Source organism: Stakelama portus (assembly GCF_003171655.1).
Lineage (GTDB): Bacteria > Pseudomonadota > Alphaproteobacteria > Sphingomonadales > Sphingomonadaceae > Sphingomonas > Sphingomonas portus.
This window is the reverse complement of record NZ_QFZL01000005.1, coordinates 189,764-208,646: the sequence shown is the minus strand read 5'-3', so window position 1 is coordinate 208,646 and position 18,883 is coordinate 189,764. Positions and strand designations below refer to the sequence as shown.

Here is an 18,883-nt window from a genome sequence, read left to right as displayed (position 1 = left end):
TGCGGGCATCGTCGTGACGGTCGAACGGAGGTTCGCTCCCGCTCAGGCTGTTGCGAGCCTTGGCATCGGTTGCATTTTCGCCGGCTTGCGCAGGTTCTGTTCTGCCCGGGATATACCCGCGCAAGCATGAAGGCGAAGAAAATGAGCGATAAGAAATGACAACACCGACTACCGTCGCTAACGGCGTCCATCGTGCATCGGCTGCGTCGCCTCGTCCTTGCAAATAGGCCCTTCGCCTGCGCGGTCCTGGCGCTCGCGTTGCTGCTGAAGATCGTCATCCCGACGGGCTTCATGCCGACGATGTCAAACGGTCAGATCGTGATCAGCATCTGTTCGGGCATAGGGCCGACGACGATGATCATGACCATCCCCGGCCTCGAGCATGAATCGGAAGGCGATGGTCATGGGAGCAAGGCCGAGCAGCCCTGCGCCTTCGCCGGACTCTCAGCGCCTCCGCTTGCCGCTGCCGATCCGCTGCTGTTGGCAGCCGCGGTCCTGTTCGTGCTGGCGCTGGGTATGCGCCCGCTGGTGCTGCCCGCTTCCAAAGCGCCACCCTATCTCCGCCCGCCTCTAAGAGGGCCGCCTCTCCACTGATCTTCGTGTCGCATGACGGCGGCGGGTGTTGGCGCTTGTGGGCGCCATCGCCCGCGTAGCCGCGCATGTGAATCGGCGTGGCCGCATGCGGCTGCGTGTCGCGCGACGGCAAATTTGCCTGCCCGTGCAATCAGAGATTCAGGGAAGAACCATGAAGACATCCATTATCGCACTCGCCGCCTGTCTGGCCGCGAGCCCCGCCATCGCCCAGGACCATGCGCCAGCGAACACCGATACAGCGCGGCCCGACGATATTATCGTTACCGCCACACCCACCACCCAACAGGCAACCGTCGCGATCGACCGCACGCCCGGCGGGGTCGAAGTCGTCCCCGACACCGCGTTCAAGAACACGCCGGTCCAGCATATCAAGGACATTCTTGGCTATGTCCCCGGCGTCATCACCCAGCCGCGCATGGGCGACGACGCGCGCGTTTCGGTGCGCGGATCGGGGCTCTCGCGGGCTTATGGCGCACGCGGCATTGCCCTGCTTATGGACGGCGTGCCGATGAACACGGCGGATGGCCTGGTCGACTTTTTCGAGGTCGATCCCAGTGCCTATCGCTATGTCGAGGTGTTCAAGGGCGGCAATGCCCTGCGCTATGGTGCCAATGCGCTTGGCGGCGCGGTCAATCTCGTTACGCCGACCGGCCACGATGCCTCGCCGCTCGATGCCCGCGTCGACTTCGGCAGCTTCGGCTATGTGAAGGGTCAGGCCAGCACAGGCGGTGTTTCGGGCGCGCTCGACTATTTCGCGACCGTTTCGGCGCAGCGGATCGACGGCTATCGCGACCATAGCGACGGCAATGCCATGCGCGGCAACATGAATGTGGGATACCGGATCTCGCCCGATGTCGAGACGCGCTTCTACCTGACCGGCGCCTCCACCAATCAGCGCATTCCGGGCGAAGTCTCGAAAGCAAGTGCGCTCGGCAATCCCCGTGCGGCGAACCCTGCCTGGGTGGACCAGGACCAGCAGCGCAACGTCGACTCCATCCGTATTTCGAACAAGACGACGGTCCGGCTCGACCAGACGGTGCTGGAGTTCGGCGCTTTCTACAACTGGCGCCACGTCGATCATCCCATCTACCAGTATCTCGATTACACAGTGGACGATTATGGCGGGTTCCTGCGCGCCGTGGATGATCGCAATCTCGGCGGCCTGCGCAACCGGCTGATCGCCGGCGCCAACCTCCACAACGGCACCATGGATACGCAGCAGTTCGTCAATCTGCCCGGCGCAGTGAAAGGCGCGCTGACCCAGTCGATGGCCGACAAGTCGAAGAATCTCTCCCTCTATGCCGAGGACTCGCTCTATGTGCAGCCCAACCTCGCGCTGATCGCGGGCGTTCAGTATCTGCACGCCACCCGCGATCGGCGGGATCGGATCGGCACGGGGTCCGGCCGCCAGAGCTTCGACCTGTGGAGCCCCAAGGTTGGCGTGCTGTGGGACGTGCAGCCGGACGTCCAGCTTTTCGCCAATGTCTCGCGCAGTGCAGAAGTGCCGAGTTACGACGCAGGCATCTTCTCATCGCCGACGACGAGTATGAAGGCCCAGCGCGCAACCACCTATGAAATCGGCACGCGCGGGCGCAGTGGCGCCATCGGATGGGATGTCTCGCTCTATCGTTCCGAGATCCGCAACGAGTTGCAGTGCCTCACGCTCTTCCCCTGGGCGCCATGCACGACGACCAATGCCGATCGCACCGTGCATCAGGGTCTCGAAGCGGGGCTGGATGCCACAATTCCGCTGTCAGCGTCGGGGGGCAGCCTCGCGCTGACCGCCGCCTACACCTATAGCGACTTCTTCTTCGATGATGACGCGATCTATGGCGACAATCGCATCCCCGGCGTGCCCAAACATTATCTGCGCGCCGAGATGCTCTACAAGCATCCAAGTGGCTTTTATGCCGGTCCCAATGTCGAATGGGCGCCGGGCCATTATTATGCCGACAATGCCAACACGCTGACGGTCGATCCCTATGCGCTGCTGAACCTGAAGGCCGGGTTTGATCTGGGCAAGCGCTGGTCGCTCTATGTCGAGGGGCGCAACCTCACCGACAAGCGCTACATCTCCACCGTGGCGATCGCCGGCACCGCCAGCCCGACATCGGAGATCTTCAATCCGGGCACGGGTCGCGCCGTCTATGGCGGCGTGCGGTTCCGGTGGTGACGGGCATGGCGACCGTCGCATCCTCCAGGGCTTATGGGACGATCTGGCGCTGGCATTTCTATGCCGGCCTGTTCGTTCTCCCGTTCATCATGATCCTTTCCGTCACCGGTGCGATCTATCTTTTCAAACCGCAGATCGACCGCTGGGAGGAGCGCGCGTATCAAGGTCAGCCGATGTCGGGCGCGGTGTCGGCCGATCGGCAGCTGGCCGCCGCGCTCGCCGCCAGCCCGGGAATGCGGTTCAATTATTACCGCCTGCCCGCGCGTCCGGACGACGCTGCGCTGATCCACATGATCGCCCCCGATGGCGCGCAGCGCGACGTCTTCGTTTCGCCGCAGGGCAAGGTGCTGGGCAGCCGCGATCCGACCGCCGGGATTTCCGAGACGATTGCGCGCATCCACGGGTCGCTGCTGATCGGCACCTGGGGCGACTGGCTGGTCGAGCTGGCGGCGAGCTGGACGATCGTCCTGATCCTGACAGGCCTCTATCTCTGGTGGCCGCGGCCGTTCCGGCTCGCCGGCACGCTATGGCCGCGTCTGTCGCTCAGGGGCCGGCCGCTACTCAGGGAGATCCACCGCGTTACCGGCTTCTGGATTGCAGGGCTGGTGCTGGTGATGCTGGCAAGCGGTCTCCCATGGGCCGGTGCCTGGGGCAGCGCGTTCCAATGGGCGCGGACCGAGCTCGGCCTGGTCAAGGGGCCGCAGGACTGGAAGATCGGGGTCGATACCGGCCATGCCGGGCATCATCCGGACATGCCGATGGCGATGCCATCGATGAGCCAGGCGGTCGGGCTGCCCCTGTCGGTGTTCGTTGCAAAGGCACAGCAAGAACACCTCGCTTTTCCTGCACTGGTGCTGCCGCCGCACGCGCCGCAACGCTTCGGTCCGCCGACAGGTGACGTGTGGACCGCCAAGTCCGAGGCGCAGAACCGCTGGCTCGGACGACAGGTCACCTATGATCCCGTCACCGGTGCTGAGACGGGGCGGCGCGGCTTTGCCGACCAGCATGTGATCGACCGGATCGTGAACACGGGTGTCGCCTGGCACGAGGGACAGCTGTTCGGCTGGGTGAACCAGCTTATCGGCGTTCTCACTGCCATCGCTCTGATCACGATCAGCATTCTTGGCGTGACGATGTGGCTCAAGCGGAAGCCGCAAGGTCGCTTCGGTGCGCCGCCGACGGGCGCAGGAGCAGGCAAGCCCTGGATGATCGCAGTGTTGATCTTGCTGGCGCTGCTGCTGCCTTTGTTCGGCGTATCGTTGCTCATCCTGCTGGCCGTTGATCGGTTCGTCGGTCGCGTCGCGCAACGTATCACCGCTCGTCAACGCTGAACGCCGGATGCGGAGCCGCGCGTCACGCGCCGGTGACAGGTCGCATCGCGTATCATCGCGTCGGCCAGTGTCGGCACGCCGTCCCAACGCAATTCCATATTGTAGTTGAGGCCGCCGCGGACGGCGATCGCCTCTGCCTGAGGGTTCGCGCGGTCGAGCGTCGTCACCTTGGCATTCTTCAGGATCAGATCGGTCATCATGCCCTCCGCTTGGCGGTGTGCAGTGCGTCGACGTGTCCCTCTTCCGACGCCGGCCTGAAACGCAGCGATGCGGCGATGCCCAGGAAGACAAACAGCCCCAGCGCGAGAAGCTGAACGGCGGCAAAGGGGGCTTCCGACTGGGTGGGTGCCAATGCATGGAGCACGGGAATCTTCAGAAACGCCTGCACGATCGTGACGAACACCAGCAGGTACAGGCTCGCGACCAGGCCGGCCGCGTAGAGCCATCGCCATGCGCCGATGAGGGCGAACCGGCGACAGGCGAGCTGAACCATTGCCAGGATGGCCAGCGCCACGACGCCGATGATGATGGCAGGCGTGACTCCGTGGAAGGGGAAGACGAACCCGGTCGCGCTGGTCACAGCCGCGAGCGCGATAAATACGCTTTGCGCGCGACCCCGGGATTCCGCCCGAAACAGCTCCCCTACCGCGACGATGCCGATCAGCAGCGCCACGATGCTGAGCGCCGTGTGGAAGATTGTGGTCAGGACGAGATAGGACATGAGCAGGGCTCCACCATTGTTCAGCCGACGGGCTCGTCGGGCGGATTTCCAGAAGGAAGGCGGCCGAGGACATGGTCGGCGCAGCGTGTGCGTACGACCCGCATCACGGCCCGGCCCTCGATGATGCATTTCCCGATTGGCAGGATCTGCTCGCCCAACAGAATGCCGAGCAGCCCCAGCAGCGCGATCGTCGGCGGTGCCGGCGATCGCACGCCGATGAGCGAATATATGAGGCCGATAAGCAGGCCGGCGCCGAGCGAGAGGAGATAGGGTTTCACCGCGCGCACCGTGTCGCGGTTCGGGCCGCGAGTTGGACCGGTCTGGATAACGGGCTGGGCGTCGCGATGTGCATGCCGGTATCTGAGCTGCCCGGCGGCCGTCCTTCTTGGACGATCCTGCTGCGTTGGCCGCCGCCTATCCCGAAGCGGAAAGCAGCATCCGCGCGCGCGCGATATCGGCGGTCGAGCCGTCGCGGAATTTGGCCAGAAGCGGCGCCAGCTGAGGCTCGACCGCCCTACGGTCGCCGCGTTCGAGCGCGAGATCGGCAAGGTCGCACGCGATGCGCAATTCCCATCCGGCTGCGTCCTGCGCCTGCGCGATCGCGCGCGCTTCGAGCAGCAATCGCTCACTTGCCGCGACGTCGATCAGGCCGCGCTCGCGCAGGTTGGCGGCGTTCGCGCGCAGCACTTCCGGCGCGCACCATGCGGCGTTCCCGCGCGAAACCCGGTCCACCATCGCGCTGTCGACGAGGCGCCGGTCATAGGTGCAGAAATCGTCGAGCATCAGCGATTCGACGCCGAGGGCGGCGACGGCATCGACGTCTCCGTCCAGGATCGCCATCAGGCGCGATCCCCAGCTGTGCCAATAGTCGAGCCCGGTTGCCTCGGCGACTTCGATCGCGGCCTTGCAATAGCGCGTTGCCGTGGCGTGGTCCCCGCTCCATGCCGAAACGGTCACCGCGCCCATCGCCAGCGCCTGGCAGAGCGTGTTGTTCCCGGTCTTGTCGGCTTGCGCGAGGCAATCGTGGATCACCTCGGTCGCTTCGGCGGGCGAGCCGAGCAGCCACATCGATCGCGCCATCACCACGCGCGAGGAAACGCGCGGGTCGACGCGCGTGTTGATCTCATAGGCGGACGGCATCGGCGCCATCGGGTGGATCACCGGACGCGCACTGGCGACGGCATCGGCGTGCCGGCCGAGATAATGGAACGCCTGGGAGCGCATGCGCAGCCCGTTGGTTGCAAGGTCTCCGGCGCCGGACTCGGTGGCCAGTGCATAATAGGCATCTGCCACCTCGAGCGCGCCGCTCCAGTCCGTGACGCTGAAGCGCAGGCCAAAGTCATAGAAAAGCGCGTTGATGCGATCTTCGACGTCGCGGAATTTGGCGAACAGTTCCGAGTTGCGCCGCGACAATGCACGGAGCTCCTCGGTATCGCCGTCAATGTGCTGGAGCAGGTAGGAGAGCTCGAACGCGACCCGCAACTCCAGCTTTGGATCGGGGGGATCGAGCGCGCGCGTCCTGTCGAGCGCCACCGACACATGGTCCAGATAGCGGCGCAGGCGCGACAATCGCGCGGCGAGCGGCGCCGACATTGCGGCCAGCTCGATGCCCAGGTCGATCGCGCCGGAATCCGCAGTATAGGCCCAATCGACCGCCGCCGAGATATCGTCCATCCAGCGATCATAGGCTGCGACCCATCCGACACCCTCTTCGGTGCCCCACAGCCCGCGCGATCGGCGGACGAGCAACAGGCAATATTCGGCGTGGAGCCGCGCGACGCGCGGAAGATCGCCCATGGCTTCGAGCTTCTCGCGACCATAGACCTTTGTGGTCTCCAACAAGCGATAGAAGTCGCCTTCCTCGGACACCTCGACCGCCACGAGCGACTTGCCGATCAGTTCGAACAGGCTGTCGGTAAGGTCCAGCTCGTCGATCGTGTCGTCACCGGCGATGGTCATCGCGCCTTCGAGCGTGAAACCGTTGCGGAATATCGAGAGCCGGTTGAGCATCGTCCGCTCGCGCGGCGCGAGAAGATCATAGCTCCAGTCGAGGGTGGCGCGGAGTGTTTGCTGGTGCGGTTTTGCCGTGCGCTTTCCCGGCCCGAGAATTTGCAGTCGTTGCGGCAGCAGTTCGGCAAGCGAACGGACATTGAGCTTGTCCACCCGCGCCGCAGCCAGTTCGATGGCGAGCGGGATGCCGTCCAGACTGCGGCAGATTTCGGAAACATGGGCGGCGTCCTCGTCGGACAGGGCGAAGCTGTCCTTGCACGCCGATGCACGCTCGACGAACAATTCGATCGCCGAATAGGCCATAGCTTCCTCGGTGGTCAGCGAGCCCGAAGGCGGCGGCGCGTCGAGCGGGGCGAGACGATGGACCCACTCGTCCTGCACGCGCAGCGGCTCGCGGCTGGTGCAGAGAAGGTGCACCCCCGCCGCCCGCTGGAGGATCGTCTCCGCGAATTTCGCCGACGCCTCGATGACATGCTCGCAATTGTCGAACAGCAGAAGCGCGTTGCGATCGGTAAGCCAGTCGAGCGCCGCCTCGCCATAATCGCCATTTTCGAGCCTCAGGCCCAGTCCCTTGGCCAGGGTGGCGCCCAGGTCCGATCCGTGCTCCGCAGTGATGAGGTCGATGAAGAAGGTGCCGTCGGCGAACATTTCCGCACAGCGTTCGGCAAGCGCGATCGAGATGCTCGTCTTGCCGATGCCGCCGGGTCCGACGACCGTCATCAGGCGGCGGTGCGGCAAATGCACCTGAAGCCGGGCGAGTGCCGTGTCGCGCCCGACGAGATCGGTGAGCCGCATCGGCAGGCTGGGCGCGCGCACCGCAGTGACTTGGGGGTGTTCCGCCTCGGGAAAGTTGGGATCGGGGGCGATGGCGGGCATCGCGCCGCGCGACACCGGAATCGCGAAACTATAGCCGCGGCCGGTGACGTTGACGATCATCCGTCCGGCGGGGCCGTTGTCGCCCAGCGCACGGCGCAGCGAGGCCACCTGCACGCGCAAGTTGGATTCGCTGACCGTCGACGTCGGCCAGACCAGCGCGATCAGCGCATCGTTGCCGATGAATGCGCCGGCATTTTCCAGAAGTGCGACGAGCAGGTCGAACTCGCGCCCGCGTAGCAATATCTCGCTCTGGCCCTTGAACAGCGTCCGGCGCATGGGGAACAGGCAATAGTCTGCAAACGCGAATTGCGTTTCGGTGTCAGCCGTCGAGTCCGTCCGTTGCCCCGACGTTTCCATTGCACCGCTCCGCCCGACGAGTCGCAGCGTAGCAGACCCTGCGGGCATCGCACAGTTCGGACGCACTTTCGCTATCGCCTCAAGCCGAGATTGAGACGCCACCGCGCTGAAGCCGCCGCCAGGCGCCCGGCGGAAGACCCGCCCGGCGGGCAAAGGCGCGAGAGAAATGCGCCTGGTCGGCAAATCCGCAGGCGATTGCGATCTGGGCGATCGGCTCGTCACTCTCCGCAAGCATCGCCATCGCCCGGTCGGTGCGACACTGCACGATGAAGGCATGGGGCGGCATTCCGAACGTGCCGCGAAAAGCACGGAAAAAGTAACTCACGCTGAGACGTGTGTGCTCGGCCAACGTCTCGATCCGGATCGTTTCTTCAAGATGCGCGTCGATGAATTCTCGAACCCGCCGCGCCTGCCAGGGCGCAAGAAGCCGGAGAACGATACTGCTTTCGCAGGGCGATGCTGCCGGCAGTGCGACGAGCAGCGCGGATATCTCCTCGAGCCTTACCAGCGTTGCTGCCGGATCATGCGCCACCAAAGTGGCGGCATCTTTCAGCAGGACTGCGATGCGCGTGGTCCCGCTTCGGTCATATGACATGTGTGGGGTGTGCGAAGTCACCGTTTATACTCCATGCGCTCTGGCGTTGCGGCCGAAAAGTCATGGAGAACCGTCGATCGGGAGCGGTTTTCGGGCAAATCATTACATATCAAATTTTGTTAAACATTGCTGTCGGCAGCCTCCGGCCATTGATGCGGACGAGGCTTTGCGGAAGGATGCTGTCGAGCACGGGCCACCGCCCGGCGGGTTAAGGAATGTCCGATGCCAGTTGCCGGGGCGGCCAGCGCCGCGAACCGAGGGGTTCGCGCGCCGGATGATATGCACGTGCCTTCGGAAAGCTATTTTCTGCTTTGGGCGGCGTGCGTCCTGGGCTTTTTCGTCGACATCGGCGAGGTTTCGATTGCAAGCGCGCTCGGCGCCATATTTGCGGACCGTGGCGGCGCTGCGGGAGGCACTGCCGCAATATCGATCCTGCTTTCGGCGACCTATGTCGGAGCCGCGATCGGCGCGATCGGGTTCGGATCGCTGGCGCGACGCATCTCCACGCAGCGCGCTATTGCGGTGGCGATGGGGCTGCTCGGTGTGGCATCTCTCGCAGGCGCATTCGCGCCGAACATCGAATTGCTGATCGCCGCGCGGGCGGTCAGCGGGCTTGGGATCGGCGCCTATCCCCCCCTCGCAGTCGCATTGCTGGCGACGCATTTGCCCGCTCGCCGACGCGCCTCGCTGATCCTCGCTGCCAGCGCGATCGGTGCGCTTGGCGGGCCGCTGATGGTCTATGCGACGCATCAACTGGCGGAACATCCGGTCGGCGGTCTTGCCGGATGGCGGAGCGCACTGATTGCCGGTGCGGTTGCCGCCGGGGGGGTGAGTCTCTGCTTTGCCCTGCTGCGCGGCATTGACGATGCCCGGGCAGGGAGCGGGGCGGCTTCATCGCAGCCCGCTGCGCGCCCGCTTCCGCCGCCGGGGCATGATCGCACTGCACACATCGTCCTTCCGGCGCTTTATGTGCTGGTGCATTGGGCGGGCGTAGGTTTCCCCCTGTTGAGCGGCCTCATCCTGCTCGGCAAGGGGTTCGAACTCGGCGATGCGTTGCTGTTCGTCGCGGCGATGATGCTCGGTCCGCCCATCGGCACGTTGCTTTCGGGTCTGGTGGTCGATCGGTTCGCACGGCGCGATGCGGTGTTCGTGACGCTGATCGTTGGCGCTGGAGCATTGCTGGCGTTCGGGTTCAGCGACACGGCGTGGCTTCTGGGCATGGCGGCGGTGCTCTTCGGCATGGCGATCGGTCTCTATGTCCCGCTGATGAGCCTTTACGCGGCAGAGTTCTTCCCGCGCGAAACCCGTGCTTCGGCAACCAGCAGGCTGTGGGCGATGAACCGCGTCAGCATGGCCGTCGCGCCGCTCTGCCTGCTGCCGCTGCTGCGCAGCGCCGGGCCGTTGGCGCTGATGCTCTTTCTTGCCGCCATTCTGTTTTTCTGCGCCGCCCTGATCCTGCTCGCGCCTGCCGGACACGCCAATGAGGAGCTTGCCTGATGCGTCCCCTGACTCCCCTTTGGTGCGGCGTCGCACTCGCCATACCCGGCGCTGCCTGGGCGCAAGTCGCACCGGCGCAGCAGGATCCGGAAATCGTCGTCACGGCGCTTAGGCGCGAGACGCGCTTGCAGGACACGCCGCTTGCGGTCACGGTCGTCAGCGGGCGTGCGCTGAGCGCAGCAGGCATACGCGAGCTTACGGGCATACCGCTGGTGCCAGGGCTTGGCTTCGTCGACAGCGGCCCTTCCAATACACGGCTGATCGTTCGCGGCATCCAGACCGTCGGAGAGCCGACCGTAGGGCTGTATTACGACGAAGTGCCGGTCAGCGGTGTCGTCGGACCCGCCAATGATGCGGGCGGCAACGCACCGCGCCTCAAGCTGTTCGACGTCGAGCGTGTCGAGGTGTTGCGCGGGCCGCAGGGCACCTTGTTCGGCTCGGGATCGATGGGCGGCACCGTGCGCGTGCTGTTCCGCAAGCCCGACGATAGCTGGGCCGCGCGCGTGGAGGGCGAGGCGAGCTGGACCGAAGGCGGCGGCTTCAATCATGGCATCAACGCGATGGTCAATATTCCCGTCGCCAGCGGCATCTTCGCGGTGCGCGCGGTGGGTTATGACGATTATCATGCGGGCTATATCGACAATCCGGTCCTTGGCCTGACCAACTTCAACAGCGATCACAGCTATGGCGGGCGATTGCTCGCCCGGTTGACGCCGACCCCAGATCTGACGCTCGACGCGGCGGTGCAATATCAGCATGGCACCGGCGATCGCCCGATCTGGTATGGCGAACAGGGGCCGTATCAGGCAGTCAATCAGGTCCGGCTGCCTTCGCTCGACGAACTGACGATCTACAGCCTAACCGCGCGCTGGGATGGCCCCGGCTTCACCGGCACGGCGACGGGATCGATCGCGCACCGCCGTTACGAAGTGGCGATTTCCGACCCGAGCTACTTCTTCCAGTCGCAGCAGAACAACCCCGCGACCTGCGCGCGGCTGCGCGGGGGCGGCAATCCCTGCACGCCGGCGATGCAGTCCGCGTTCAATGACTATGTCCAGGACTATGTCCACGGCCTGCTTACCGGCCTGCAACGTTCCACCACCCACACCGGCGAGCTTCGCTTCGCCTCGACCGGCGCCGGCTGGCTGCAATGGACGGCGGGCGGGTTCGTCAGCGACCGCCATGCGTTCGACGACAACAACCAGTTCAAGGCCGATCCGGTGACCGGAGAGGTTCTGCAGCCCCTGATCCGTCAGACCGAGCGCGTCATCGACGACTGGCTGACGCAATATGCCGGCTATGGCGAGCTGTCGGCGACGCCGGTCGGCTGGATGACCGCAACGGTGGGGCTGCGCTATTTCGACTATCGCCGGAAAGTCGGCGGCAACACGGTCGTCCCGCTGGATCTGATCAACGCGCGCGCATCAGCATATACGATGGTGTCCTCGAACGATTCCGGCTGGGTGTTCAAGGGCAATATTGCCGTCCGGCCGACCGCCGACCTGATGTTCTATGCGCAGGCGGAACAGGGGTTTCGGCCCGGCGGCGTCAATCAGGTGATTGGGCTTCCCGCTGAACTGGGTCCCTATCGGTCGGACAGTTTGTGGACCTACGAACTGGGCGTGAAATCCAGCTGGCTCGACCATATGGCGACGCTCAACATCGCGCTCTATCGGACCGACTGGCACGACATGCAGGTGGGTGGCTCCACCCCGGCGGGTCCGTTCCAGATCATCTCGAATGCGGGTGCCGCCCGCATCACCGGGGTCGAAGTCGAAGCGACGCTTCGCCCGGCGCGCGGCCTCGAACTGAGTGCCGCCGGCAGCTACACCGATGCGAAGCTTTCCGAGGATCAGCGCAACGCGAACATCATCGCGACCGGGCGGCGCGGGGATCGCATTCCCTATGTGCCGCGCTTCGCCGCCGGCGGTTCAGCGTCCTATTCCTGGCAGGCCGCTCCGGATGTGCAGGCGCATCTGCGGCTCGACGTCACGCATGTCGGCGCTTCCGCCTCGGAATTCCGGCCGGACAATGTCTTCTACCGCCGGCTTCCCGCCTATACGCTCGTCAACCTGACCGCCGATGTCGATCTGAAACAGGGGTGGTCGGTCGGTCTGTTCGCGGCGAACCTGTTCGACGAAGTGGCGATCACTGCGTCAACCGCGAACGGCGTCAGCGCGGGCAGGACACTGAACACCAGCGCCCGCCCGCGCACATTGGGCGTGAGGATCGGCAAGGACTTCTGACACTCACTCCAGATAGTGGGTGTCGCTCGGCCCCATCCCGCTGATGTAAACCGTGGCCCCATCGGCCCCGGTCCTTGCAAAGTGCGCCGCTCCGGCCGGCTCGGTGTAGAAGCTGCCGGGGCCGAGCGCCTTGAACGCAGCATCATCGGCGTGCGCCCCGTACCCGAAATACCAGGTGCCGCGCACGACCACTGCGGTCCGTTCGTCCCGGTGCGTATGCGCTTTGATGCGCGTGTTCGGCGGCACTTCCAGCGCGATCGTATAGGGGCCGGCGCGCTCCGGATCGCCGTACAGCACCACCATCCGGATCGCGGCGATGCCCGAGGTACCGGCACTGGGCTGGACCGCCGGCATTTGCGCGATCTCTTCGGGTGTAAGCCGCAGCTCCGGGCCGGCGGCGATCTGTGCGACAGCGGTCGCGGCGCACAGCAGGGCAAGCCCGCCGGCGCCGACAAGGATGCGGCGGCGCGTCACTTCCGCACCAGAAAGCTGCGGATCATCTGTGTCGTGGCAGCCGGATTTTCCTCCATGATCCAGTGGCCGCTGTCGGGAATCACCCCCTCTTCGACATTGTCCGCAGTTGCGCGCATCGCCGTCGCCATCATCGGCCCGAAGGATTTCTCGCCGCCCAGCGCCAGCACCGGCATGTGAAGCTTGCCGCGTTCGGCGAGCAGCGCGCGATTGTCGATCGCATCCTGATCGAATGCGGCGAATTGCGAAAATCCGGCATGCATCGCGCCGGGGCGGGCATAGAGCATTGCATAATGGCGCCGCGCGCCTTCGTTGAAACGGCTGGGATCGGCGGAGAAGTCGTTCCAGAAGCGATCGAGATAGATACGCTCCCGCCCGGCGACGAGCCGCTCCATGTCCGGCCCGCCGAAGCGGAAATGCCACAGCAGCGGGTTCTTCAGGATCTCGTCCCACGGCCCGATGCCCGGAACCGGCGCGTCGATCACCACCAGCTTGCGCACCCGGTCGGGGTGGAGCATCGCAAAGGCATAGGCGACCATGTTGCCGATATCGTGCGCGACGATATCGACCTTTTCGATACCCAGACGGTCGAGCAGGCCGGCCATGTCTGCCGCCTGATTCTGCTTGGTAAAGCCATCGCTCGCGCGGGCCGACAGCCCCATGCCGCGCAGATCGGGGACGATCACCATGTGATCGCGGGCGAGGTCGGCGGCGAGCGGCGACCACATGTCCCCGCTTTCGCCATAGCCGTGGATCACCAGCACCGCGGGGCCGGTTCCGCCGACCCGAACATGAAGAATGGTGCCGTTCGCCGCCACTTCCTGGGTATGAAAGCTGGCGGGGAAAGGGATGACCTGCGCTGCCGCAGGGGTTGCTGCGAACAGCGCAACCGCGACTGCCGTGGAAAACGGATTCATGCGAAGTCCTTTCTGTGACGAAGGCGTATCGGGACCGGACGCGGCTAGTGGTGCTTGCCCGGTCGGCTTGCGGGTCAGGCGAAGGCCGGTTCGCGTCCGCGCACGAACTGAAGCGTCACTTCGGCGACGCGGCGGCCGAGATGCTCGGCCGTGCGCAGGTCGGCGGCGGGCGGTGCTGTGTCGGCGGGCTCGTCGGCGTTCGACTGGGCGGCGGCGCCCAGAAAGAAGCCGAGCCGGTTGAGATCCTCTTCCGATCCGCTCGACGAATTATTGCCCGGAGGCAGGCCGAGCCCGACCCAGTGCATGCCGTGCTGCGCGGCGAAGATGGCGAGTTGCTGCAACGTGGCAAGCTTGTCGCCCGATCGCGAGGCGGAGTTGGTAAAGCCCGCCGCGATCTTGTCGCGCCAGAGCGATCCCGCCGCGAACACCGTGCTCGAAGTGGCGTCCTGAAACGCTTTGAACTGCGCGGATTGGCCGCCCATATAGGTCGGGCACCCGAAGATGAGCGCGTCGCATTCGGCAAGCGCTTCCCACGGCGCATCGGCCCCTTCAACCGGCACAAGCACCGTTTCTACCCCGGGGATCGCCGCGCCGCGCGCTACCGCGCGCGCCTGCGATGCGGTGTGGCCGTATCCGGAATGATAGACGATGGCGATCTTGGCGTCAGACATGCAAACCTCCTTGATTGGTGCATGTCCTGAATGCCGCAGGGCGTAGCGCAGGCCTTGAACGCGCGTGCGGCGATTGTCTGCAACTCGCTCCGACGTCGAGGAATCGGGCTGGTCTGCGACGCGAGAGCAGGAATCACCAAAAAGCACCGTGACGAACAAGCCGCTGCGGCGCGCGCGGCTATGGTTGCAGGGCCGGTCGCGTCGTTCTGCTCCACTCCGCCCCGAACGCGCCGGCACTGTCCGACCGCTATAGCCAGCTGCCGGGCAAGCGGGCCGCCGAGGCATCGACCCTGCCCCCCCAACGGCGTCTCCGGCGGCCCGCCATTTGAGAGGACGATCATCCAACCCGCCCAGCATTCTTCAAGCCGGCAGGACGCGGCCCGGGCAATCGGACGAGGCAACCAAAGGATCAAGACCCATGACCAAAACCGCAACTGCTACGCCCGGTCCGCTGCTGCTGTCGCCCGGCGATCACGCGCTGCTGATGATCGACCATCAGTCGCAGATGGCGTTCGCCACCAAGTCGATCGACATCACGTTGCTGCGCACCAATGTCGCACTGGTCGCCCAGGCGGCGCGGGGCTTTGCCACCCCCACCATCCTTACCACGGTCGCGGCGAAATCCTTCTCGGGTCCGATCTTTTCGGAACTGACCGACGCGCTTCCCGATGTCGAAATCAGCGATCGCACTTCGATGAACAGCTGGGAAGACGCGGCCGTGATCGCCCGGGTGAATGCGATCGGAAAGGACCGGCTGGTGATCGCCGGGCTGTGGACCTCGGTCTGTATCGTCGGGCCGGTGCTCTCCGCGCTCGATCAGGGCTTTGAAGTCTATGTCATCACCGATGCGTGCGGCGACACGTCCGAAGAAGCGCATGAGCGCGCCGTCACCCGCATGGTGCAGGCCGGCGCGCATCCGATGACCGCGCTCCAGTATCTGCTCGAGCTCCAGCGCGATTGGGCGCGGACCGATACCTATGCGACGACGACCGGAATCGCGGCGGTGCATGGTGGGGCCTATGGTATCGGCATCGCCTATGCGACGGCGATGTTCGGCGGCTCCGAAGCGCACGGCTGAGCGGGGCGACGCGCATGCGCAGCTGGAGCGAGCAGGCGGAAGGTTGCGGCCCCACCGATCGCAGCCTGCCAGGCCCGATGCGGGAACTGCTGGTGGCGAACATCTCGCTTCGCTTCAGCTGCGTCGCTCTGGCGGTGTGGGACCTCGCCGCGATGACTCGCTGGTATGAGACGGTTCTGGGCTTGAATTGCCAGGCGCGCGGCCGTTTCGAGCCGGTGGCAGCGGACTATGTGCTGCTTTCCGGTGGCGGCTGCACCATCGAACTTATCTGCCGACCAAGCGACTTTCCGATCGCGGCAGACCGTACGCCGCCGCCGCATCATCTCGAGCATCTCGGCTGGAAGGCGCTCGTGTTGCAGACAGACGATCTTGACGCCTTTTCGAAGATGCTGGCGCACTCCGCCACCGAGATATTGTGGGACCAGATGCAACTCGCCCGCGGCCTCCATTCGACGATGGTCCGTGATCCCGAAGGCAATCTCGTCCACGTCCTGCAGCACGGCTAGCGCACAGATACATTTCCCGTGAATCCGAAATTTGAGGAATTTGGCATGAAAATAGACTTGTCCGGAAAGACCGCGATCGTGACCGGATCGACCGAAGGCATCGGGTTCGCGATCGCCAGGCAGCTCGCCGTGGCGGGCGCAACGGTGGTCGTGAATGGCCGCAACGAGGCGAAGACCGCTGCCGCCGCGGCCCGCATCCGGGAGGGCGTACCCAATGGACAGGTTCGCGACGTCGCTGCCGATGTGTCGACGACCGAGGGTTGCGCCACACTGGTCGCCGCGGTTCCCGATTGCGATGTGCTGATAAACAATGCCGGCATTTTCGAGCCGGTCGATTTCTTCGAGGCGACAGACGATGTCTGGGACCGGCATTGGCAGGTCAATGTGATGTCCGCAGTCCGCCTTGCGCGCGCCTATCTGCCGGGAATGGAGCGGCGCGACTGGGGGCGGGTGATTTTCCTGGGTTCGGAATCGGCGTTCAACATTCCCGCCGACATGATCCACTATGGTGTCAGCAAGACCGCAGACGTCGCGGTGGCCCGCGGCCTGGCAAAGCGGATGGCGGGGACCGGCGTCACGGTGAATTCGGTGCTGCCGGGGCCGACCCTGTCGGAAGGTGTCGCGCAGATGCTGAAGGACGCGCAGGCGGCAACCGGCCAGTCGCTCGAACAAGCCGCCGCCGAGTTCGTGCGCCGGCAGCGCCCGAGCAACATCCTCCAGCGCGCCGCCTCTGTCGAGGAAGTCGCGAACCTGGTCACCTATCTGGCATCGCCGCTGTCCTCGGCGACCACCGGCGCCGCGATGCGTGTCGATGGCGGAACGATCGACAGCTTGTAGGGAGCATTGCCGCCTTGCGACCTAAAACGGCATGGATCTGCGCGACATCGCAAGGATTGAATGCGTTGAGCAGCGGGACCAGCGCGCCGCTCTCCAGTTCTCTGGCTCACGCCAAACGCACCAACCCGCGTGATACGCACGCCATTGGCCGCAAGTCCTTTCCTGGTGATCGTGCAGGTCGGATGGCCCGCACGCGGTAAATTTCGTTCAGGTTTGTCGCGGGTGGAGTCCGGATCAGGCAGCCGTGGCGGCAGCCCGGCGACGAGCGTCGCCGACCAGCAGCCAAAGACTGGAAACGAGGAAGTAGAAGGCGCCGAATGCCGCATAGGGAGCGATATCGGCAATGCTCACGGGCTTCGTTCCGTTGGCGACCGTCAGCATAAAGCCACCGGCAAGCATCGACTGGGCCCCACTGAGGATCATGGCCCATTGCGCACCAACCGATTTCCAGCGGCGCACAGCGGTAACCAGCTGGAACAGGCCGGCGAAGAATGCCCAGACGCCAAACACGCCAATGACCGCAAACAGGCTGTGGCCAAGCGCTATCGCGACCGCCACTGCTGTCAAAACGCTGAAGACGAAGTTGAGCAATTGGCTCTTATTGTTCGAAAGACCGCCGCTGCGACGCGCGTCGACGAAGTTGGCCGCAGCGTCCCATGCCGGATAGACAATGAGCAGAATGGCGGCGAGCGGCGGGTTTGTTTTTGCCACGGTAAATGCCGCTGCTACCCAAACCGCCGAAAAAGCGAAGCGTGTGAAATAGTAGTTTTTGAGCCACTTCGAGGGGTCTTGAGACAATTTCGGATCCGTGGCGGCGAGGTTCATGTGGTTTCTCCTGTGAAACGATCTGCAGCGGGCGAATTCGCCTGGCCCAACCGTCGCAGGACGACCGTAGAGGCTGCATCTAAGCTGGCGGATGATCTGGTGATCTGCTGCCGTCTGATGGGGTATTCGGTAGGAACGGCGGGTGAGTCACAGGGAACGGCCCGGGCAGGGCAAAAAATTTGGAAATGGCACTTCGGTGGCTGATCTGTGCGAGCCAGACAGACTGACCCGACACTCGAAATTGCGCTGGCTACAGCGGAAAGTTGGATCGAGCGTCGCTATGCGCAGTCGTTGAAGCTGGTGGAGCGAGAAAGCGCATCCCACTGCTCGCGCTCCTTTTTCACGGAATCGAGTTTTTGGTCGACCAAGCCCAGAGCGTCTTCACCGAGGAATAGCCGCGACGGTGGATTTTCCGCTGCCACCAGGCTTAGGAGTGCCTGTGCCGCCTTGGCCGGGTCACCAGGCTGGTTGCCGCTTTTGGCCTGCCGCGCCGCGCGGATCGGATCCATCACCTCATCATAGTCGGCAATGCTGCGCGGTGTGCGATCCATCGAGCGACCGGCCCAATCGGTTCGGAACTGCCCCGGCGCCAGCGCGGTGACATGAATACCGAAGCTGGCCACCTCCTTGCCGAGCGCTTCCGATATGCCCTCGAGCGCGAACTTGCTGCCGCAATAGAAAGTGATCCCCGGCATGGTAATGAAGCCGCCCATCGACGTGACGTTGACGATATGGCCGCGCCGCCGCGCCCGCATGCCGGGCAGAACCGCCTGAATCATCGCAACGGGTCCGAAGACGTTGGCAGCGAACTGGCGCTGGAGATCGTCCATCGACGATTCCTCCAGCACGCCTTCGTGGCCATAGCCTGCATTATTGACCAGCACGTCGATCACCCCGGCCTGTTTCTCGGCCCCGGCCACGGCGCCGGGGATATCCGCATAGTCGGTCACGTCGAGCAGCAGCGGGTGCGCGCGCTCCGGTGCCAGCGCCCGAAAGGCCTCAGCATCTTCCGCGCGCCGCACGGTTCCGATGACGCGATGCCCCGCGTCCAGCGCCCCTTCGGCAAAGGCCCGACCAAGCCCTGAACTGACGCCGGTGATGAGGAAGGTCTTGGAAGCTTGATCGTTCATGGTCGTTCCCGTCATTGTCGGCGTATATTTCTGTATCTATATCATGAT

At 64.7% G+C, this 18,883-nt stretch carries 18 protein-coding genes; 8 read left to right on the top strand and 10 right to left on the bottom strand.

The window, feature by feature from the left end; translation table 11 throughout:
* Window positions 1-258: 258 nt before the first annotated feature.
* The 3 genes from DKB74_RS15075 (at window position 259) to DKB74_RS15065 (ending at window position 4,098) form a co-directional block, all read left to right on the top strand.
* A complete protein-coding gene (locus DKB74_RS15075; RefSeq protein ID WP_420822420.1) occupies window positions 259-594 on the top strand; it encodes a hypothetical protein in 336 nt (111 codons plus the stop codon).
* A gap of 151 nt (window positions 595-745) precedes the next feature.
* Window positions 746-2,767: a TonB-dependent receptor family protein gene (locus DKB74_RS15070; RefSeq protein ID WP_109809000.1), complete on the top strand. Its 2,022-nt coding sequence runs from the start codon at window positions 746-748 to the stop codon at window positions 2,765-2,767.
* Window positions 2,768-2,772: 5 nt separating this feature from the next.
* Window positions 2,773-4,098 (top strand): PepSY-associated TM helix domain-containing protein, encoded by a 1,326-nt coding sequence (locus DKB74_RS15065; protein WP_109809038.1) that lies wholly within the window; start codon window positions 2,773-2,775, stop codon window positions 4,096-4,098.
* Here DKB74_RS15065 and DKB74_RS18845 read toward each other — a convergent pair.
* The 5 genes from DKB74_RS18845 to DKB74_RS15040 form a co-directional block, all read right to left on the bottom strand.
* Window positions 4,089-4,295, bottom strand: coding sequence for a hypothetical protein (locus DKB74_RS18845; protein WP_145961023.1), 207 nt, complete (start codon window positions 4,293-4,295; stop codon window positions 4,089-4,091). The two genes, DKB74_RS15065 and DKB74_RS18845, sit on opposite strands and share 10 nt — an antisense overlap.
* Complete coding sequence (locus DKB74_RS15055; RefSeq protein ID WP_109808998.1) at window positions 4,295-4,819, bottom strand: hypothetical protein; 525 nt, start codon at window positions 4,817-4,819, stop codon at window positions 4,295-4,297. Before DKB74_RS15055 ends, DKB74_RS18845 begins: the two co-directional genes overlap by 1 nt.
* A gap of 20 nt (window positions 4,820-4,839) precedes the next feature.
* The gene (locus DKB74_RS15050; protein WP_109809037.1) at window positions 4,840-5,097 is read right to left on the bottom strand and encodes a DUF1427 family protein; all 258 of its coding nucleotides are present in this window, start codon (window positions 5,095-5,097) and stop codon (window positions 4,840-4,842) included.
* A 136-nt stretch (window positions 5,098-5,233) separates the two neighbouring features.
* Entirely contained in the window at window positions 5,234-7,981 is a 2,748-nt protein-coding gene (locus tag DKB74_RS15045) for an ATP-binding protein (RefSeq protein WP_161956885.1), read from the bottom strand.
* Window positions 7,982-8,141: 160 nt separating this feature from the next.
* On the bottom strand, window positions 8,142-8,678 hold the full coding sequence (locus DKB74_RS15040; protein WP_145961022.1) for a helix-turn-helix domain-containing protein: 537 nt from the start codon (window positions 8,676-8,678) through the stop codon (window positions 8,142-8,144).
* A gap of 201 nt (window positions 8,679-8,879) precedes the next feature.
* On the opposite strand from DKB74_RS15040, the gene DKB74_RS15035 reads away from it, so the two are divergent.
* Window positions 8,880-10,154 carry an MFS transporter gene (locus DKB74_RS15035; RefSeq protein WP_109808995.1) on the top strand — a complete coding sequence of 425 codons (1,275 nt, stop codon included), beginning with the start codon at window positions 8,880-8,882 and terminating at the stop codon, window positions 10,152-10,154.
* On the top strand, window positions 10,154-12,400 hold the full coding sequence (locus DKB74_RS15030) for a TonB-dependent receptor (protein ID WP_109808994.1): 2,247 nt from the start codon (window positions 10,154-10,156) through the stop codon (window positions 12,398-12,400). Before DKB74_RS15035 ends, DKB74_RS15030 begins: the two co-directional genes overlap by 1 nt.
* A 3-nt stretch (window positions 12,401-12,403) precedes the next feature.
* Here the strand turns inward: DKB74_RS15030 and DKB74_RS15025 are convergent, their stop codons facing one another.
* The 3 genes from DKB74_RS15025 to DKB74_RS15015 all read right to left on the bottom strand — a co-directional run bounded on the left by DKB74_RS15025 (window position 12,404) and on the right by DKB74_RS15015 (window position 14,459).
* On the bottom strand, window positions 12,404-12,874 hold the full coding sequence (locus DKB74_RS15025) for a cupin domain-containing protein (RefSeq protein WP_109808993.1): 471 nt from the start codon (window positions 12,872-12,874) through the stop codon (window positions 12,404-12,406).
* Window positions 12,871-13,788, bottom strand: coding sequence for an alpha/beta fold hydrolase (locus DKB74_RS15020; RefSeq protein ID WP_109808992.1), 918 nt, complete (start codon window positions 13,786-13,788; stop codon window positions 12,871-12,873). Before DKB74_RS15020 ends, DKB74_RS15025 begins: the two co-directional genes overlap by 4 nt.
* Before the next feature lie 74 nt (window positions 13,789-13,862).
* The gene (locus DKB74_RS15015; RefSeq protein ID WP_109808991.1) at window positions 13,863-14,459 is read right to left on the bottom strand and encodes a flavodoxin family protein; all 597 of its coding nucleotides are present in this window, start codon (window positions 14,457-14,459) and stop codon (window positions 13,863-13,865) included.
* A 418-nt stretch (window positions 14,460-14,877) separates the two neighbouring features.
* On the opposite strand from DKB74_RS15015, the gene DKB74_RS15010 reads away from it, so the two are divergent.
* From DKB74_RS15010 to DKB74_RS15000, 3 genes are read left to right on the top strand one after another with little or no spacing between them, the layout of a single operon-like run.
* The gene (locus tag DKB74_RS15010) at window positions 14,878-15,537 is read left to right on the top strand and encodes a hydrolase (protein WP_109808990.1); all 660 of its coding nucleotides are present in this window, start codon (window positions 14,878-14,880) and stop codon (window positions 15,535-15,537) included.
* Window positions 15,538-15,551: 14 nt separating this feature from the next.
* The gene (locus tag DKB74_RS15005) at window positions 15,552-16,043 is read left to right on the top strand and encodes a VOC family protein (protein ID WP_145961021.1); all 492 of its coding nucleotides are present in this window, start codon (window positions 15,552-15,554) and stop codon (window positions 16,041-16,043) included.
* Window positions 16,044-16,088: 45 nt separating this feature from the next.
* Complete coding sequence (locus DKB74_RS15000) at window positions 16,089-16,880, top strand: SDR family NAD(P)-dependent oxidoreductase (protein WP_109808988.1); 792 nt, start codon at window positions 16,089-16,091, stop codon at window positions 16,878-16,880.
* A gap of 234 nt (window positions 16,881-17,114) precedes the next feature.
* Here the strand turns inward: DKB74_RS15000 and DKB74_RS14995 are convergent, their stop codons facing one another.
* Window positions 17,115-17,705, bottom strand: coding sequence for a DUF308 domain-containing protein (locus DKB74_RS14995; RefSeq protein WP_109808987.1), 591 nt, complete (start codon window positions 17,703-17,705; stop codon window positions 17,115-17,117).
* A gap of 278 nt (window positions 17,706-17,983) precedes the next feature.
* Window positions 17,984-18,835 (bottom strand): oxidoreductase, encoded by an 852-nt coding sequence (locus DKB74_RS14990; protein WP_109809036.1) that lies wholly within the window; start codon window positions 18,833-18,835, stop codon window positions 17,984-17,986.
* Window positions 18,836-18,883: the final 48 nt, after the last annotated feature.